Source organism: Actinokineospora sp. NBRC 105648, from assembly GCF_030269645.1.
Taxonomy (GTDB): domain Bacteria; phylum Actinomycetota; class Actinomycetes; order Mycobacteriales; family Pseudonocardiaceae; genus Actinokineospora.
In genome coordinates, this window is the sequence record NZ_BSTR01000007.1 from 115,122 (window position 1) to 128,037 (window position 12,916).

The following is a 12,916-nucleotide window of genomic DNA, read 5'->3' on the forward strand; positions in this document are numbered from 1 at the left end:
CGGTGCCATGACGACACTGCCCCGCTGGAGCCTGGCCGTCCCGCCCGTCGCCCTGGTGGTGTTGGCCGTCTCCTATGGACAGTCGCTCGGCACGGTGCTGCTGGTGCTGGTCTGCCTCGGCCTGGCCGGGGCGGTCACCGCCGCGGTGCACCACGCCGAGGTCGTGGCGCACCGGGTCGGCGAGCCGTTCGGCACGCTCATCCTGGCGATCGCGGTGACCGTGATCGAGGTCGCGCTGATCGTCACGCTGATGGCCTCCGGCGGGGAGAAGGCGGCCTCGCTGGCCAGGGACACGGTGTTCGCCGCGATCATGATCACCACCAACGGGATCGTCGGGCTCTCGCTGCTGGTCGGCTCGCTGCGGCACAAGGTGCAGGACTTCCGCGCGCACGCCTCGGGCGGCGCGCTTGCGGTGATCACCGCGCTGGTGACGCTGAGCCTGGTGCTGCCGACCTTCACCACGAGCACCCCCGGCCCGACGTTCTCCGGTTCGCAGCTGGCCTTCGCCGGGGTGGCGTCGCTGGTGCTCTACGGGGTGTTCGTGTTCGTGCAGACCGTGCGGCACCGCGACTACTTCCTGCCCAAGTCCGACAACGGGGTCGACGACCACGCCGACGCGCCGAGCAACCGGACCACCCTGATCAGCCTGGGTCTGCTGCTGGTCTGCCTGGTCGCGGTGGTCGGGCTGGCCAAGACCGTCTCGCCCACGCTGGAGTCCGCGGTCGAGTCGATCGGCGCGCCGCTGTCGTTCGTCGGGGTGCTGATCGCGCTGCTGGTCCTGCTGCCGGAGACGGTGGCCGCGGTGCGCGCGGCGCTGCGCGACCGCCTGCAGGTCAGCCTGAACCTGGCGCTGGGCTCGGCGCTGGCGAGCATCGGCCTGACCATCCCGGCCATCGCGATCGCCTCGCTGTGGCTGACCGGGCCGCTGACCCTGGGCCTGGGGCCCAAGGAACTGGTGATGCTGGTCCTGACGGTGGTGGTCAGCACCCTCACCCTGGTCTCCGGGCGGGCGACCCTGCTACAAGGAACCGTGCACTTGACCTTGTTCGGCGCGTTCATGTTCCTCGCGGTCAACCCGTGAAGGGCCACATCTGGTTCCCCGGGAACCCCTGGCCGGAAGGGCACCGGGTCGACGACTTCTCCTGGAGCGGCAGGCAGGGCGCGGACGGCGGGCTCTGGTTCGACTTGGAGCTGGCGACCGCGGACTACGACGAGACCAGGAATCCACCGGACACGGAGGACACGGGGGACTGGGCGTCGCCGATCGTGTGGACGAACTACCACTCCTGCATGATCTCCTCGACCAACTGGGGCAACGCGATCGGCTTCCCCGCCGGGGACTTCCAGTTCGACCGGCCGCAGCGGCTGACCGCGGACACCGTGCCGAACCGCGAGGACCCCGCTTTCCACACCTACCTGCTCGGCCACGACGCGGTGGCGCACCACGAGTTCGAGTTCCAGCCGACGGCGGCCGGGCGGTGGGACATCGTGTGGACCGGGAAGATCGCGCTGGCCTACATCGGTGACGAGGAGTTCAAGTACTCGTTCCGCGCGGAGCTCGACGACGTGGAGTATCAGCCGCCCAGCTGAGCGGCACGCGCCTCCAGGTAGTCGCGCTCGGGCACGCTCAGCGTGCGGCGCGCGGCGACCCGGTAGTGCTGCCTGGCTGCGTCGGGGTCGCCCGCCAGCTCGAACAGGTGCGCGCGGACGGCGTCGACCCGGGGCTGATCGTCCAGAGTGGACAGTTCGGCCAGTCCGGCTCGCGGGCCGTGCACCATGGCCACGGCGACCGCGCGGTTCAGGCTGACGACCGGGCTGGGGGCGATGGCGTCGAGCAGGTCGTAGAGCGTGAGGATCTGCGGCCAGTCGGTGTCCTGGGCGTGGGTCGCCTCGTCGTGCACCGCGGCGATCGCGGCTTGCACCTGATAGGGGCCGACCGGCGTATGCGCCAACGCATGGGTGATTAGGGCGGTTCCTTCGGCGATGGCGGTGGCATCCCAGTGCGCGCGGTCTTGCTCGGCAAGCGGGATAAGAGCACCGTGCGCGTCCGCGCGGGCGGGGGTACGTGCGTCGGTGAGCAACATCAGCGCCAAGAGGCCGGCCACCTCTCCCTCGTCGGGGAGGCTCGTATGCAGCTGCCGGGTAAGGCGGATGGCCTCCGCGGTGAGGTCTGCGCGGTGCAGACTGGCCCCGGAGCTGGCGGTATAGCCCTCGTTGAACACCAGGTAGAGCACATGCAGCACGGCCGCCAACCGTTCTGAGCGCTCCTCCGGTGGCGGTAGGCGGAAACCGCTGTCCTTGATTTTCTGCTTGGCACGGCTGATCCGTTGACCGATGGTGGTCTCGGGGACGAGGAACGCTCGCGCGATCTCCGCGGTGCTCAACCCACCTACCGCCCGCAAGGTCAGCGCTACCTGGGACACCTGCGTAAGAGACGGGTGACAGCACAAGAACAGCAGGGTGAGCGTGTCGTCCACATCCGACACCTCTTGGTCCGAGACCTCCAACGCGGCCACGGTCTCCTCGCGCCGCTTCCGAGCCGACTCGTTGCGCCACAGCTCGATGCGCCTGCGCGAGGCAGTCGTGATCAGCCACCCTTTCGGGTTCGCGGGCATCCCCTCCATCGGCCACTGCGTCGCCGCCGCCAACAGGGCCTCTTGGACGGCGTCCTCGCACAGGTCGAAGCCGCCGTAGCGGCGCACGAGGGCGCCGAGGACCTGCGGCGCGAGCTCGCGCAGCAGGTCCTCGGCCCTTACCCCCGGCATTACAAGAAGTCCTGCAGGCCACGCACCGATCGCACCTCCACCAGGCCCAACGACGCCTCCGGGATCCGCCCGGCGATCGCCACCGCACGGTCGAAGTCGGCACACTCCAGCAGGTAGAAGCCCGCCAGGTGCTCCTTCGCCTCGGCGAACGGACCGTCGGTGGCGAACTGGCCCGGCAGCCGGGTGCCGCCCTCGGCCAGCGCCTCGGACGCCACCAGCTCCCCGGAGGCCGCCAGCTCGGCGTTCAGCTCCGCGTAGGCCGCCAGCCCCGCCTGTTTCCGCTCCGCCGACAGCGTCGCCCACACGTCCCGCGAGGCGGGGTTGGCGTAGATCAGGACCACGTAGCGCATCGGCACCTCCGGCCAGACTCGGCGATGATTCCCACACCGGGGACGTCGAGACGGGTCCGCCCGCCTCGACGTCCCCGGTGGAATCGACGGTAACCGAGGACAGGAGTACCCGATGTTGGGTGAGTCGAAGGCGTTCAGCGGTTTCTCGGTGGACGACATCCCGGCGGCCAGGGCGTTCTACGCCGACACGCTGGGCCTGCGCGTCTCCGAGGCGAACGGGATGCTGCACCTGCACCTCGGGGGCGGCCACGACACGCTGGTCTACCCCAAGCCGAACCACGTCCCGGCGGAGTTCACCATCCTGAACTTCCCGGTGCCCGACATCGAGGCCGCCGTGGACGGCCTGACCGAGCGGGGCGTGGCCTTCGAGAGGTACGAGACGGTCGACGCGAAGGGGATCATGCGCCAGTACGGCCCGCCGATCGCCTGGTTCAAGGACCCGGCGGGCAACATCCTGTCGGTCATCGAGGGCTAGCGGACCCCAGGTAGGCGCGCACGCTCTGGTGGGTGACACCGAGCGACTCAAGCGCGTTGGCCGTGACGCCACCGACGCGCAAGATGGCCAGCAGGACGTGCTCGTCGCCGATGGACCGATCGCCCCGCTCGACGGCCTCACGCAGGCTGTACTGCAGCACGCGCTTGGAATCGGAGGAGAACGCCACCCGCCAACGCGGACCGACCGTGCGCCTGCGCTTGACCGTTCCGGCCAACGCGCCCTCACCGTGCGTCTGCTCGACAGCGGCCACGATCGCGTCGACATCAATGCCGAACTCGGACAAGGCAGCGCTATCGGCGTCGGTAAGGCCGCCGCGCCGCCGGGTCGCCGCGATCGCGTCCCGCGCCGCTGACGTGGTCACCGCGTGGTGGGCCAGGGCAGCGGTAGCGGGCGTGCCGTCCTGCTTGAGCATCCCGAGCAAGAGGTGCTCCGGCTCGATCAGCGCGGCCTCGTCCTGCTCGGCGATGTGCACACCGTCACGCACCACGACGCGCGCGGCTTTGGTGAACTGCTCGAACATCTAGAGCCTCCCGTACTTCTTGTGCACGGCCTGCTTGCTCACACCGAGCTCGGCCGCGATCTCCTGCCAGGACCATCCGTCGACCCGTGCGCTGCGCACCTGCACCGCCTCCAACTGCTCGAGGAGCTTCCGAAGGGCGACGACCGCGCGAAGCCCGACACGCGGGTCACGGTCGCCAGCCGCGCTGGCCAAGTGGGTTGCTTCCGCCATGCCGTCAACATAGGTTGACGGTGGCGCCCTTGTCAACCAGGGTTGACGGGAGCAGTATCGGGACATGCCAGAGATCGCGATGGCCGAACAGCCCGGGGTCGGCCTAGACGGACGCCCCCGCCCGAGCGAGGACGTGGTGATCGCCCTCCCCGAGGCGGTGATCCTGCTCGACGGCGCCACGTCCACCCGCCCAGACCTCCCCAGCGGCGGCGCCTACGCCACCGAACTGGCCACCCAGCTGGCGGGCAGACTCACCGCCGCCCCCGAACTCGACCTGGCGGCCCTCCTGGCGGGCGCGATCCGCTCGGTCGCGCGCGGAAACGGCTTCACCCCCGGCGAGAGCCCCGCCAGCACCGTCGCCGTGGTCCGCTGGGACGAGTCCCAGGTCGAGGCCCTCGTCCTGGCCGACAGCCCGGTGGTCGCCTTCACCCCGGACCCCGACCTCGTCGCCGACGACCGCCTCCGAACAGTCCCACGCGGCAGCTACCGCGACCGCCTGCGCGGCGGGGGCGGCTTCTCGGAATCACACGTGGCCGCGGTGCGGGCATCGGCACGCAAGACATCGGCACTGCGCAACCAGGAAGGCGGCTACTGGGTGGCAGAAGCCGTGCCGGGCGCCGCTTACCACGCTATCCGGAAGTCCTGGCCGATCGACACGGTGAAATCAATCCTCATGGCCAGCGACGGCGTTTCCTGCGGCATAGACGACTACAAACTCTTCACCTGGGAAAAGGTCCTGGAAATAGCGAAGAACGAAGGCCCGGACGCCGTGCTGGACGCAGTGCGCGCCGCAGAAGAGTCGGACCCCGACGGCACCCGCTGGCCACGCCCCAAGGCACACGACGACCAGGCCCTGGTGCTCATCACCTTCTAAGACACTACTTTCACGGGCACCCAACTCACCCACCCCACACCGTCCCCCAGCCCGCTCCACTCCACACCGACACCCAGGCCCCAGGCTGCCCGAATCCACGCTGCCCAAATCTACCCGGCACGGCGTCCTCGCCAGCCTCAGCCGCGACCACATTCGACCACTACCAGGACTGGCGGCGCCGCACGACCACCAGACCCAAGCCCCACCCAACGCACCGTCCCCACCCAACTGCTCGATGGGGTGGAGTGGCTTTGTTTGGGGAGAAAAGAGGCGCTAGCCTGACCCAGGCGGTGGGTATCCCTTTCCCGCCCGCTCTACCCACTGCGCCTCTTTTCTTAGGGGCCCCAAACAAAGCCACTCCACCCCATCGAGCACGCCAGAAGAACTCAAGTCCCACCAAAACCCGGGCACACCAGAACCCGGGCAACAAAAAGGGGCCGCACGCCGAAGCGTGCGGCCCCCAAAGAAAGAAACCTACGGCATACCGACACCGATCCACTCGAACCCAGCCCGTCGAGCCACCGCCGGGTCCAGCAGGTTCCGCGTGTCCACCACGATCGGCTTGCGCACCGCCTCCGCCAGCCGTGCCCAGTCCAGTGCCCGGAACTCCGGCCACTCGGTCAGCACGACCACGGCCTCGGCGTCCTTCACCGCGTGGTACGGGTCGTCGGTCACCGTGATCGACGAGAGCGCCGGGTGGCCGCTGTCCGGCCGCAGTGCCGGGTCGTACCCGACCAGGTCGGCGCCCGCCTGCCGCAGCAGCGCGGCCACCGCGAGCGCGGGCGAGTCGCGCAGGTCGTCGGTGCCCGCCTTGAAGGTCAGCCCGAACAGAGCCAGCCGCCGGTGCGAGAGCGAGCCGTTGCGCTTGCCGGTGACCGCGAGGCGGACCTTCTCCACCATCCGCTGCCGCTGCCGGGTGTTGGTGTCGATCGTCGCCCGGATCAGCCGGAACTCGAAGTCGGCGGCGTCGGCGAGCTGCAGCATCGCCGAGGTGTCCTTGGGCAGGCAGGAGCCGCCCCAGCCCGGGCCGGGCTGCAGGAACGCCTGGCCGATGCGCTTGTCGTAGCCCATGCCCTCGGTGACGTCGCTGATGTTCGCGCCGAGCCGGTCGCACAGCTCGGCGACGGCGTTGACGTAGGACAGCTTCATCGCCAGGAAGCAGTTGGCCGCGTACTTGACGAGCTCGGCGCTCGGCGCGTCGGTCAGCACGGTCGGCGCGCCCAGCTTCGCGTACAGCGCGGCGACCCGCTCGGCCGCGTCCTGCTGGCTCGCGCCGACGACGATGCGGTCGGGGTTGAGGAAGTCGTAGACCGCGCTGCCCTCGCGCAGGAACTCCGGGTTGGAGACCACCGCGACGTCGGAGCGGACCAGCAGCTCCTGGGTGCGCTCGGCGGTGCCCACCGGCACCGTCGACTTGTTGACCACCACGCAGTCGGCGGGCAGCAGGTCGCGGACCTCCTCGATCACCGACTCCACGATGCTCAGGTCGGCCACGCCGCCCACGCCCATCGGGGTCGGCACGCACAGGAACATGACCTCGGGGCCCTCGGCCAGCGCGCGGATGGCCGCCGAGGCGCCCAGCACGAAGCTCAGCCGCCCGGCCGCGATGCCCTCGGCCACCAGGTCGGCCAGACCCGGCTCGAGGATGTCGACCTCACCGCGCCTGAGCCGCTCCAGCTTGTCGGCGTCCACGTCGGCGCACACCACGTCGTGGCCCAGCGAGGCCAGGCAGGCCCCCGTGGTCAACCCGACGTACCCGGTGCCGATCACGGCGATCCGTCGTACGAACATCGGTACCTCTCCCCTGCGTACTGACTCAGCTCGCCTGTGGGCCGCTGATCTGCTCGGACTCGCCCTCGGGCGCCATGATGCGAGTCGCGGCGAACTCGCGCAACGCCCGGTCGTCGCGGAGGTCGACGAGCTGGTTGCCCCACTGGTCGACCAGCTTCTCCTCGCGCTCGCCCGAGCGGCGCTCCGCGGCGGGCCAGCCGTCCGGGAACGGGCCCGCCGAGGGGAAGCCGAGGAGTTCGTCGTAGACGCTGATGTAGGCCTGGGCCTGCGGGCGCCAGTCGAGCACCTGCTCGGCGCGGCGCCTGCCCGCGGCACCGAGCTCGGCGCGCTTGTCCTGGTCGTCGGCCAGCGCGATGACCGCGTCGGCCAGGCCGTCGCTGTCGCCGGGCTCGACGTAGACCGCGCAGTCGCCGCCGGAGACCACGGTCTCGGTGAGCCGGTAGGCCACGACGGGCAGCGCGTAGGCCATGTACTCCATGGTCTTGTTCATGGTGGACACGTCGTTGAGCGGGCTGCGCGGGTCCGGCGAGAGGCCGATGGTGGCCGCGGACAGGTAGCGCGCGATCTGCTCGGGGCCGACCCGGCCGGTGAACTCGACGTAGTCGTCCAGGCCCAGGTCGGTGGCCTGGCGCTTGAGGTCGTCGAGGCAGTCGCCGAAGCCGAGCAGGACGAACCGGAAGTCGGTCCGGCCGTGCAGGTGGACGATCCGGTCGGCGGCGTGCAGGACCCCGTCGACGCCGTCCTGCGGGCCCATGATGCCCAGGTAGGCCACCAGGTGCTTGCCGCCGCGGCGGATCGACTCGTCGGCGTAGATGGGGCGCATGACGGAGGTGTCCGGACCCGAGCGCACCACGGTGGTGTGCTCGCGCTCGACGCCACCGCGGCGGATCGCGATGTCCTGGTAGGACGTGTTGGTGGAGATCACCCGGTCCGCGGTGCGGAAGGTGCGGCGCTCGAGCCACTTGAGGATGGCGAGCTGGACCTTGCCCGCGAGCTTCTTCGGCTCACCGAAGCGGGAGCGGAAGACCTCCGGGTTGAGGTCGTGGTGGTCGAAGACGAACTTGACCGCGTCGAGCTTCCACGGCAGCGCCAGCGCCCAGTAGGTGTCCGGCGGGTTGCACGCCTGCATGACGTGGAAGTGGGCGCGGCGGCGCACCTTGAGGCTCAGCGCGGCGGTGCGCAGCCAGCAGTAGACGAACTCCCACGCGTAGCCGAGCAGGCCGTCGGCCTGCTTGGGCGGGGCGTACTTGTACAGGTGGACACCGTCGAGAACGGCGTAGGCGGGGTCACCGGGGCCCTTCGGGCAGATGACCGACACCTCGTAGCCCGCGGCTCTGAGCGCCCTGCACTCCAACCACACCCGCCGGTCCAGCGGGACGGGGAGGTTCTGCACGATGATCAGGACATGCGGGGCCCTCTGACGGCTCACGGGGACCTCTTCCTGGCTAAGACTTGACGTCGGCCGACGCTGTGTATTCGCTCGATCGGGCAGTTCGGTTACCGGCCGTATGACCAAGCCGACATGGCTGCGCAACTACCCACCAAAGATTCGGTCAAGTTCGGCATCTTGTTACACACCGTGGTCGTTATCCGATACGTCAGACGAGGCGCCGCAGCATGCGGGCTAGCTGCGGAGGTGTTCGGGTGTACGTCGCATCGACCAGGCGAACCAAGACCGCGCCGCCGGTCGACGGCCCCCGCGCGGGCCGCGTTTCGACCACCGTGGTGCTCTTGGGCACGGTGAGCCTGCTCACAGACATCTCCTCGGAGATGGTGACCGCGTTCCTGCCGGTCTACGTGATCTTCAACCTGCAGATGAGCTACCTGCAGCTGGGCGTGCTCGACGGGATCTACACCGGCGCCACCGCGGTGTTGCGGCTGGTCGGGGGGCACATCTCCGACAAGGTGTCGCGGCACAAGGCGGTCGCGGTCGCCGGGTACGGGCTCTCCGCGGTCACCAAGCTGGTCTTCCCGTCGGTCGGCGCGTCCTCGGCGGGCCTCGGCGGGGTGCTGGCGGTCGACCGCGCGGGCAAGGGCCTGCGCACGGCCCCGCGGGACGCGCTGATCTCGCTGGTCACCCCCGTCGACCAGCTGGGCAAGGCGTTCGGCGTGCACCGGACGATGGACACCATCGGCGCGCTGATCGGTCCGCTGGCCACCTACGCGGTGCTGAACTGGCTGAGCACCCGGCCCGGCCCGATCTTCATGATCAGCTTCTGCTTCGCCGCGCTCGGCGTCATCGTGCTGGTGTTCTTCGTCCGCCAGCCCCGGCTCGAACGCGTCCCGGGCAAGGTGGTGACGCTGCGTGCCACCCTGGACCTGCTGCGCAACCGCGGCATGCGCCGCACCACCATCGCCGCGGGCCTGCTCGGCCTGGCCACGATCTCCGACGTCTTCGTCTTCGTCGTCCTGCAGCGGGTGTCGGGGGTGTCGCCGACCCTGCTGGCGCTGATGCCGGTCGGCACCGCGCTGACGTTCCTGCTGGCGGCCACCCCGCTGGGCAGGCTCGCCGACCGCGTCGGCCGCTGGCCGATGTTCTTCGCCGGGCACGTCGTGCTGTTCGTGGTGTACCTGCTGCTGCTCGGCCCGTTCAGCGGCCTCGCGCTGGTGATCGTCACGGTCACCCTGCACGGCCTGTTCTACGCGGCCACCGACGGTGTCCTGATGGCACACGGCGCCACCCTGGTCCCCGAGCACCTGCGCGCGGGCGGTCTGTCGATCGTGCAAACTGGACAGGCGCTCGCCCGGTTCGCCTCGTCCATCGGCTTCGGGCTGCTGCTGCAGAGCTTCGCCTTCAGCACCGCCGTGCTGGTGGCCATCGCCACGATGGCCACCGCCCTGGTCGGTGTGTTCCTGCTCATCCGCCCGGAGGTCTCGCGGTGAACACCTGGCTCGTGCGCAACAGGGTCGTCATCGGCGTGGTCGCCATGGTGCTCGTGATCGCGGCGGGCGTGGTCTACGTGGTGGCCACCGTCCGCGACCAGAACGCCGACGCCACCAAGCCGGGCGCGCCGGTGCAGAGCGGACTGACCTTCGTGGACAACGGCAGCGGCCAGAACCTGGTGTCCAAACTAGACGCTACCGGCGCCCGCACGGCAGGCTCGATGAAGTGCCTGCGGGTGTACACGGCAGGCGGGACCACGGTCTGCCTGCGAATGGGCGTGCCCGGGGCGTACGAGGCAGCGGTGTCCGATTCCACGGGCAAGGAACTGCGCACGGTCCCCCTGCCGGGAACGCCTTCGCGGGCCAGGGTCTCGGCCTCCGGGAAAATCGTGTCCTGGACGGTGTTCGTGACCGGCGATTCATACCTTTCGCCGGGCGGATTTTCCACCCGCACTGGGGTATTGGACCTGCGAACGGGCGCTCTGACGGAGTCGCTGGAGACCTTCGCGACTTCCATCGAGGGCGTGCCGGACAAGCGGCCAAACGAGAACTACTGGGGCGTGACCGTGGCCGCCGACGACAACACCTTCTACGCGACGCTCGGGTCTGGGAACACGACCTGGTTGGTCAAGGGAGACCTGACCGCGAAGACGATGGCGACGGTCCGCCAGTCGGCCGAATGCCCATCCCTTTCACCGGACCAGACACGGGTCGCCTACAAGAAGCGCGGGGGACGGCTGGGGACTTGGCAGCTGTACGTGCTGGACCTGGCATCCGGTAAGGAGACCGAACTGCCGGGGTCGGACGGGGTGGACGACCAGGCAGCCTGGCTGGACGCGAAGAACCTGGCGTACGCGAAGGTGCAGACGGGCGGAGCACCGACGATCTTCGAATCAGCGGCGGACGGAACCGGACAGCCTAGGCAGTTGGTTGCAGGGGCATCGTCACCTTCCCCTGTGACCTAGGCACAGCATTCTGCTTTTTTCTTTCCTCTCTAAATGCCCTTCATCTTTTCCTCTCTAAATGCCGAGCCCGCTGGTACGCAAGACCCGTTACGTTTGTGCTCGATTGGGTGGACTGCCTTCGTGTGGGGGAAGGCGACCGCTAAACTTGACCTGTGGTGGGGATGCCCTTCTCCCCACGCTTTTTCCCCACGCGGTCGCCTAGGGGCCCCGCGCGAAGGCAGTCCAGCCAATCGAGCCTCCGCTTTACTTGGGCAGGTCATAAGGTGTGCCGCCCGGGGGTCGACCTCACGGGTGGCTCGTAGACATGGGCTGCCCGAGGAAAAGATGGGGGCTCGATCTAGTGAACTCGCTTCGTGTGGGGCCCCTAGAGCACCGCGGTGGAGAGAAAAGGGCAGGTAAGGGCATCCCCACCCACGGCAAGTTTAGCGGTGCTCTCCCCCCACACGAAGCGAGTCCACTAGATCGAGCATCCGTAGCGGGCATTGCTTTCCAGCGGGGTCGGCCTCACCGCTGCGGTCTGCTGGGGGACGGGACTCGCTTGGGTGCCAGCGGGGTCGGGATCTTTGTTGCGGTACCAGCGGGGGCGGGATCCTGTCGCATACCAGCGGGGCTGGGTTCTCTTGCTTGCCAGCGGCGGCGGTCGTTAGCTGCTGTTGGGCGGATTGGGCATGCTCGGCTTGGCCTTGCCTGGTCTGGTCCTGGCTTTTGACTGAGGTTGGTGGTGGTACGACAAGGCCGCCGTCACCGGGGGAAGTGACGGCGGCCTTGTGCTGTTGCCTTGTGCTGTTGCCCTGGTTGTTGCTACCTGGGCTGGTTGATCATCTTGTTCGACGAGCTCAGGTTGTTCACCCACGAAGCGATCTGGGCGCCCGCGTCGACGAAGACCTCGCCGAAGCCGCCTGCGGTGGTGCCGAAGCGGTTGTCGGTGACCACCGCTCCCTTGGCGGAGGCGCCGATGCGCAGGATGTAGCCGCCGCCCGCGAGGTAGTTGCCCACTACCTGGAGGCCGCTGGTGGGGCCGTCATCGCTCGACATGATGAAGACTGCGCCGTTCTGGTGGGTGCCGTCGTAGGCCTTGCCGTCGGCGCTGATGTCGATGCGGTTGTACTTGATGACGGTGTTCGGTCCGCCGTAGGACTGGATGCCGTCGTTGTGCGTGTTGTTCGGGTACGTCCCGGCGCGGAGCAGGTCGTGGATGTAGCTCTGCTCGATCTGGCTGTTGCCCGGACCGTTCTGGATGCCGTCCGGGGTGCCGGAGATGTCGCAGCGGATGACCGTCACCGTGGCGTCGCCGTGGATGGCGCCGTTGCCCCACTTGTCGCCGGGCCACTGGTCGTCCTTGTAGGTGATCGTCGAATCGCGGACGTCGACGTGGCCGCTGTTGCCCAGGATGGGGGACCAGCTGTTGTGGTTGCCCTCGATGACCGAGTTCCGGATGGTCAGCGTGCCCTTGCCGTTGTACTCGATGCCACCCTTGATGTAGTAGCCGTCGAGGGTCACGTTGCCGCTGAAGCGCAGCGCGCCGGAGTTCCAGGTGGTGCCGGGGGGCGCGGAGCCGGGGCCGTCGACGACCTTGAGCTTCGCCCGGTCGCCGCGGTAGCCGACCTGGCCGACGGCCGGAACGGTGTTCGCGGGCAGGGAGCCGCTCGGGGGCGGCACCGGGGCCGTTCCCGTGCTGGTCGGCCGGGGCTTGACCGTGGTCGAGACCGGTGGCGTGGCGCTCGACACCGTGGTGGTCGGTGGAGCGCTGGTCGTCGTGGTCGTCGGCTCGGTCGAGTCCGTCGGCGCCGAGGTGGGCGCCGGGACGATCGTGGTCGTGGTGGGCAGGTGCGGCGGGTGCGGCGCGGGCTTGCCTGCCACGGGCTTGCAACCCGCGGCGAGGACCAGGGCACCCAGTGCCACTCCGGCGGTCAGGGCGATCTTGCGGACCCGTCTGTGCCGGTCGTGGCTCTTGCCTAACTCCGCAGACGTTTGAGGTCGAGCGGACATGAGATCCTTCCGGTTGGCATGTAAGTCGCCCCCGTTGCAGGACAAGGGATTCAACCTGCGAGCCGTACCGGGA

At 69.0% G+C, this 12,916-nt stretch carries 13 protein-coding genes; 6 read left to right on the forward strand and 7 right to left on the reverse strand.

Going from position 1 to position 12,916, the window contains the following annotated elements; translation table 11 throughout:
• The first annotated feature begins 7 nt into the window (after positions 1-7).
• Positions 8-1,081: a calcium:cation antiporter gene (locus tag QSK30_RS09350; RefSeq protein ID WP_285501394.1), complete on the forward strand. Its 1,074-nt coding sequence runs from the start codon at positions 8-10 to the stop codon at positions 1,079-1,081.
• The gene (locus QSK30_RS09355) at positions 1,078-1,590 is read left to right on the forward strand and encodes a hypothetical protein (protein ID WP_285501396.1); all 513 of its coding nucleotides are present in this window, start codon (positions 1,078-1,080) and stop codon (positions 1,588-1,590) included. Before QSK30_RS09350 ends, QSK30_RS09355 begins: the two co-directional genes overlap by 4 nt.
• Here the strand turns inward: QSK30_RS09355 and QSK30_RS09360 are convergent.
• Together QSK30_RS09360 and QSK30_RS09365 are read right to left on the reverse strand one after the other, a co-directional pair.
• Positions 1,575-2,765, reverse strand: a complete 1,191-nt coding sequence (locus tag QSK30_RS09360; RefSeq protein WP_285501398.1) for an RNA polymerase sigma factor — start codon at positions 2,763-2,765, stop codon at positions 1,575-1,577. The two genes, QSK30_RS09355 and QSK30_RS09360, sit on opposite strands and share 16 nt — an antisense overlap.
• Positions 2,765-3,115, reverse strand: coding sequence for a YciI family protein (locus tag QSK30_RS09365; protein ID WP_285501400.1), 351 nt, complete (start codon positions 3,113-3,115; stop codon positions 2,765-2,767). The genes QSK30_RS09360 and QSK30_RS09365 overlap by 1 nt, the downstream gene beginning before the upstream one ends.
• A gap of 112 nt (positions 3,116-3,227) precedes the next feature.
• Between QSK30_RS09365 and QSK30_RS09370 the strand changes: the two genes are divergently transcribed.
• Positions 3,228-3,590 carry a VOC family protein gene (locus tag QSK30_RS09370; RefSeq protein ID WP_285501402.1) on the forward strand — a complete coding sequence of 121 codons (363 nt, stop codon included), beginning with the start codon at positions 3,228-3,230 and terminating at the stop codon, positions 3,588-3,590.
• Here QSK30_RS09370 and QSK30_RS09375 read toward each other — a convergent pair.
• Complete coding sequence (locus tag QSK30_RS09375) at positions 3,577-4,131, reverse strand: Clp protease N-terminal domain-containing protein (RefSeq protein ID WP_285501405.1); 555 nt, start codon at positions 4,129-4,131, stop codon at positions 3,577-3,579. The genes QSK30_RS09370 and QSK30_RS09375 overlap by 14 nt on opposite strands.
• Positions 4,132-4,341, reverse strand: a complete 210-nt coding sequence (locus QSK30_RS09380; RefSeq protein WP_285501407.1) for a sigma factor-like helix-turn-helix DNA-binding protein — start codon at positions 4,339-4,341, stop codon at positions 4,132-4,134.
• A gap of 64 nt (positions 4,342-4,405) precedes the next feature.
• Between QSK30_RS09380 and QSK30_RS09385 the strand changes: the two genes are divergently transcribed.
• A complete protein-coding gene (locus QSK30_RS09385) occupies positions 4,406-5,215 on the forward strand; it encodes a hypothetical protein (protein ID WP_285501409.1) in 810 nt (269 codons plus the stop codon).
• 474 nt (positions 5,216-5,689) lie between these two features.
• Here the strand turns inward: QSK30_RS09385 and QSK30_RS09390 are convergent, their stop codons facing one another.
• Positions 5,690-7,006, reverse strand: a complete 1,317-nt coding sequence (locus QSK30_RS09390; protein WP_285501411.1) for a UDP-glucose dehydrogenase family protein — start codon at positions 7,004-7,006, stop codon at positions 5,690-5,692.
• A 25-nt stretch (positions 7,007-7,031) separates the two neighbouring features.
• Complete coding sequence (locus QSK30_RS09395) at positions 7,032-8,435, reverse strand: glycosyltransferase family 4 protein (protein ID WP_285501414.1); 1,404 nt, start codon at positions 8,433-8,435, stop codon at positions 7,032-7,034.
• 215 nt (positions 8,436-8,650) lie between these two features.
• Between QSK30_RS09395 and QSK30_RS09400 the strand changes: the two genes are divergently transcribed.
• Together QSK30_RS09400 and QSK30_RS09405 are read left to right on the forward strand one after the other, a co-directional pair.
• Positions 8,651-9,889, forward strand: coding sequence for an MFS transporter (locus QSK30_RS09400; protein WP_285501416.1), 1,239 nt, complete (start codon positions 8,651-8,653; stop codon positions 9,887-9,889).
• Positions 9,886-10,854, forward strand: a complete 969-nt coding sequence (locus QSK30_RS09405; protein WP_285501417.1) for a TolB family protein — start codon at positions 9,886-9,888, stop codon at positions 10,852-10,854. The genes QSK30_RS09400 and QSK30_RS09405 overlap by 4 nt, the downstream gene beginning before the upstream one ends.
• A gap of 801 nt (positions 10,855-11,655) precedes the next feature.
• Here QSK30_RS09405 and QSK30_RS09410 read toward each other — a convergent pair.
• Positions 11,656-12,843, reverse strand: a complete 1,188-nt coding sequence (locus QSK30_RS09410) for a right-handed parallel beta-helix repeat-containing protein (protein WP_285501418.1) — start codon at positions 12,841-12,843, stop codon at positions 11,656-11,658.
• Between the last annotated feature and the right edge of the window lie 73 nt (positions 12,844-12,916).

Excerpts from the sequence above, each read along its gene's own strand:
- QSK30_RS09350 (WP_285501394.1), top strand. The coding sequence starts at position 8 with ATGACGACACTGCCCCGCTGGAGCCTGGCCGTCCCGCCCGTCGCCCTG.
- QSK30_RS09360 (WP_285501398.1), bottom strand. The coding sequence starts at position 2,765 with ATGCCGGGGGTAAGGGCCGAGGACCTGCTGCGCGAGCTCGCGCCGCAG.
- QSK30_RS09365 (WP_285501400.1), bottom strand. The coding sequence starts at position 3,115 with ATGCGCTACGTGGTCCTGATCTACGCCAACCCCGCCTCGCGGGACGTG.
- QSK30_RS09370 (WP_285501402.1), top strand. The coding sequence starts at position 3,228 with ATGTTGGGTGAGTCGAAGGCGTTCAGCGGTTTCTCGGTGGACGACATC.
- QSK30_RS09375 (WP_285501405.1), bottom strand. The coding sequence starts at position 4,131 with ATGTTCGAGCAGTTCACCAAAGCCGCGCGCGTCGTGGTGCGTGACGGT.
- QSK30_RS09380 (WP_285501407.1), bottom strand. The coding sequence starts at position 4,341 with ATGGCGGAAGCAACCCACTTGGCCAGCGCGGCTGGCGACCGTGACCCG.
- QSK30_RS09385 (WP_285501409.1), top strand. The coding sequence starts at position 4,406 with ATGCCAGAGATCGCGATGGCCGAACAGCCCGGGGTCGGCCTAGACGGA.
- QSK30_RS09390 (WP_285501411.1), bottom strand. The coding sequence starts at position 7,006 with ATGTTCGTACGACGGATCGCCGTGATCGGCACCGGGTACGTCGGGTTG.
- QSK30_RS09410 (WP_285501418.1), bottom strand. The coding sequence starts at position 12,843 with ATGTCCGCTCGACCTCAAACGTCTGCGGAGTTAGGCAAGAGCCACGAC.